This is a genomic window from Protofrankia sp. Cas3, assembly GCF_963555955.1.
GTDB lineage: Bacteria > Actinomycetota > Actinomycetes > Frankiales > Frankiaceae > Protofrankia.
In genome coordinates, this window is record NZ_CAUVXP010000289.1 from 1 (window position 1) to 3,423 (window position 3,423).

Below are 3,423 nucleotides of genomic sequence, written 5' to 3' on the forward strand. Positions count from 1 at the left end.
CGGCTAGCCCGAGTCTGACGGATGTTGGTCGAAGATCCATCAGACCCGCCCTTGGGGGCATGGCCGGGCCTGTGGGAGTCCCGGTTCGGTAGAACTGCCGAACCGGGACTCCCACAGGCCGTCGCCGCTACCAGGCGGCGGTACCGCCGTCGACGTTGAGCAGCGCGCCGGTGATGCCGCCGCCGACGTCGCTGGCGAGCAACCGGGCCATCGCCGCGACCTCCTCGACGGTGTTCAGCCGCTTGATCGCGGACTCGTTCGCGTACGTCTGGAGGAACTCCTCATAGGTGATGCCGACGCTGGCCGCGGCCACGGGCCCGGCCTCCTTCATCAGGTCCGTCTCGACCGCGCCGGGGCAGATCGCGTTGCAGGTGATCCCGGTGGTGCCGTACTCGAACGCCGTGGCCTTGGTGAAGCCGTTGAGCGCGTGCTTGTTGGTGATGTAGTGGCTGACGGCAGCCTTGTTGGCCTGCTTGCCCTCGACCGAGGAGATGTTGATAATCCGTCCCCAGCCGTTGGCGAGCATGGACGGCACGGCTCGCCGGGTGGCCCAGAAGACAGCGTTGATGTTCCAGTTGAGGGCGTTGGTCCAGGCCTCGTCGGTCAATTCGTGGATCGGGGCGAACCCGTCGCTGCCACCGGCGTTGTTCACCAGGATGTCGACCCGGCCGTAGTTCGCGACAGCGGCGTCGATCAGCCCCTCCACGTCGCTTTGAAGCCGGACGTCACCGGGCACGAACTGCGCCCGGTCGCCGACCGCGAGCTCGTCGAGGGCCTCCTTGCCCTTGGCCTCGGAACGGCCACTGATCACGACGCTGGCGCCGTCGGCAAGGAGCACCTCCACGATCCCGCGGCCAATGCCTCGGCTGCCTCCGGTGACAACGGCGACACGTCCGTCGAGAGTCATGCGTACGACCTCCTGGTCGGAATACGGGTAGATGGAAACAGGTGGTCGGGAAATCGGGTGGTCGGGAAACAGGTGGTCGGGAAACAGGTGCCGGTCAGCTCGGGTCGCCGTGGCCGGGCTGCGCGGTACCGGCCTCGTCGAGGAACCGGTCGATGACTCGGTGGAAATGCTGGACACCGGGCTCGTTTCGGCCGAAGACGAAATCGGTGCCGTCAAGCGCGGCGAGTCCGCGTGCCACGCCGAAGCCGGTCGAATAGTCCTCGTCGCGCACGACGTCGTGGAACCAGTCGCGGGTGACGTCCGCGGCCCTGCGTTCCTCGTCGTCGGCCGGTGGGCGACGCAGCAGGATCACCTGCTGGGTACGGGACTCCTCGGGGGTGCGGCCGGGCAGCACGAGGGACACCGAGACCGACTGGCGCCAACCCCCGGAAACAGCCAACCCGGGAAACAGCCAGAAGATCGCACCGACGCAGGTCGCCGGGTCCCACGTCTGGGGTGGCGCCGTGGACGCCTCGGCAATGGTCCGCAGCGCGAACGCGTTGCGTTGGTGCGGACCCCAGCTGTCGAACGCGGCAATATTCGACAGGTTGGTCTTGTAGACCGTCGTCGGGTGCAGCGAGGCGAAGTGGTATCCCTCGAGGTACCCGTCAACTGTGATCTTCCAGTTCGGCCCGGGTAGCACCCGTGTGGAGTGGTGATGGCACCCGGCGAGCCCAAGCCCTTCGAGTAGTGGCTCAAGATCGCCGAGCCAGTTGTCGAGGTCGAGCGGACGGCCCGGGGTGAGCCCGACGAAGATGATGCCGGCCCGCTCCTGCGCGGGCAGCGACACCAGCCCGCTACGGTCGCGGTCGACGGGCCCGAAGGTCTTCTCACCGCCGATGCCGACGAGACAGCCCGCCATGTCGTAGGACCAGGCATGGTACGGACACGTGATCCGTTTCGCCCGGTTCGTCCGGCCGACGCCCTCCGCAACCAGTTCGGAGCCCCGGTGGCGGCAGGCGTTCACGCTGGCGTGCACGACACCGGCGGCGTCCCGGGTGATGAGCACCGGGGTGTCGAGGACCTGTATGGCCTTGTAGGCACCCGGCTCGGGCAGCTCACAGGACAGCGCCAGCGGCAACGGGACCCGCCGGTGGATGGCGTCGATCTCATCACGCCAGCGCTGTGGGTCGGAGTAGTTGCGGACGGGCTCACGCCACTGCGCCGGCGCCTGGTCCGTTGTCTGCTCCCGATAGAGACCGACCAACCGCTCCATCACCGAGCGCGCGTCCCGGCCCACGACGGTGTCAGCGCTGCCGTCCAACGCGGGGGTGTAGACGGGCGCAAAGCCGTCGACGTCCGCTGAAGCGCCGGCGGGGACGGAAGCGGGGACGGAAGCGGGGACGGAAGCGGCGAGCGGAGTCGTGTCAATGGTGGTCATCGGACCACCCCTTCCATCGTAAAGATCATTTTTGCCGACACGCCCGAAGCCCCTTCCGTCACGATCCGGGTGCCTATGACCCGCATCACATCGTCTTAACTAGAGGATGTCAACAGTTACTTTGCTCGGGACCGGCGGCGCTCCCCGACGGCGAGCCCGCCAGCCCTCGGTCACCTCGGTCACCTCGGTCGCCCGGGGAGCGGTGCTGCTCGGGCCGGCCACGGCTCCCGGCACGGCCGCAACGGTCCGGACCTGCACGTCCGCACTGAAGTAGTTACTGTAGTCACCGTCTACATAGTGAACGACAGCGAGGCAGCCTGAGCCACGACGATCCCCAGGTACAGCTGCGACGGCGATCACAGCACGGCCGCACCCGCCTGTTTCTTGACTCGGATTCCCAAAAGACGCAGCATGACCGGAATCACACACCGATGGTCGGACCAGGGCCTACCCGGCGCTTCCAGGCCGTCAGGAAGCATCACGACAGCTCATGACATGACAGATCATGAGACGACACGCCATCGGGCACGATTCACGGCCTGACGAGGAAAGGCAACACCGATGACGCAGTTAGCGACCGGAACAGACCCGCACTCGCTCGACGAAGCGACCCGCGCCGCACTGACCGACCTCGTCATTCGAGGCATGCGGCGTGGCCCGGCCCCGGAACTGGACCGCCTGGTGCATGCCGGGCTGGCATTGGCCAAGGGCCTGGTGACGATGCCCACCGTCGACGCCAGGAAGCTTGTCGGCGGCTGGTCCCGGCTGCCGGCCGGTTCCCGGGCCGAGGAGCAGGTCACCGTCCTTTACCATGCGTTCCTGCCTGTCAACCGTAGGTTGCGGGAGCTGTGCACGGCGTGGCAGTGCCGGCCGGACGGGTCGGCCAACGACCATGGCGACGCCACCTATGACGCGACCGTACGCGATCAGTTCGACGACGTGCACGCATCGATCGCACGGATCATCCGCCGGCTCGCCGACCCGGTCCCCGGGCTCGGCCACTACCGCGACGACCTGGGCGCCGCGCTCGACGCGTTCGACGCCGGTGACGCCTCCGCCCTGACCTCACCGCTGAGCGACTCCTACCACACGGTGT

General features: G+C 67.5%; 4 protein-coding genes. 1 reads left to right on the forward strand and 3 read right to left on the reverse strand.

What is annotated here, in order from left to right:
• Nucleotides 1-127 precede the first annotated feature (127 nt).
• The 3 genes from U9983_RS27245 to U9983_RS27255 all read right to left on the reverse strand — a co-directional run bounded on the left by U9983_RS27245 (nucleotide 128) and on the right by U9983_RS27255 (nucleotide 2,687).
• A complete protein-coding gene (locus U9983_RS27245) occupies nucleotides 128-907 on the reverse strand; it encodes an SDR family NAD(P)-dependent oxidoreductase (protein ID WP_322747103.1) in 780 nt (259 codons plus the stop codon).
• A 94-nt stretch (nucleotides 908-1,001) separates the two neighbouring features.
• A complete protein-coding gene (locus U9983_RS27250; RefSeq protein ID WP_322756757.1) occupies nucleotides 1,002-2,327 on the reverse strand; it encodes an aromatic ring-hydroxylating dioxygenase subunit alpha in 1,326 nt (441 codons plus the stop codon).
• Nucleotides 2,328-2,426: 99 nt separating this feature from the next.
• Nucleotides 2,427-2,687 (reverse strand): hypothetical protein, encoded by a 261-nt coding sequence (locus tag U9983_RS27255; RefSeq protein WP_322747101.1) that lies wholly within the window; start codon nucleotides 2,685-2,687, stop codon nucleotides 2,427-2,429.
• Between the two features lie 201 nt (nucleotides 2,688-2,888).
• On the opposite strand from U9983_RS27255, the gene U9983_RS27260 reads away from it, so the two are divergent.
• Nucleotides 2,889-3,423 (forward strand): hypothetical protein (locus U9983_RS27260; protein WP_322756758.1); only part of this gene is annotated, 535 nt, incomplete at its 3' end.

Bases quoted from the DNA above. Each gene is read 5' to 3' on its own strand.
- U9983_RS27250 (WP_322756757.1), bottom strand. From the start codon at position 2,327: ATGACCACCATTGACACGACTCCGCTCGCCGCTTCCGTCCCCGCTTCC.
- U9983_RS27245 (WP_322747103.1), bottom strand. From the start codon at position 907: ATGACTCTCGACGGACGTGTCGCCGTTGTCACCGGAGGCAGCCGAGGC.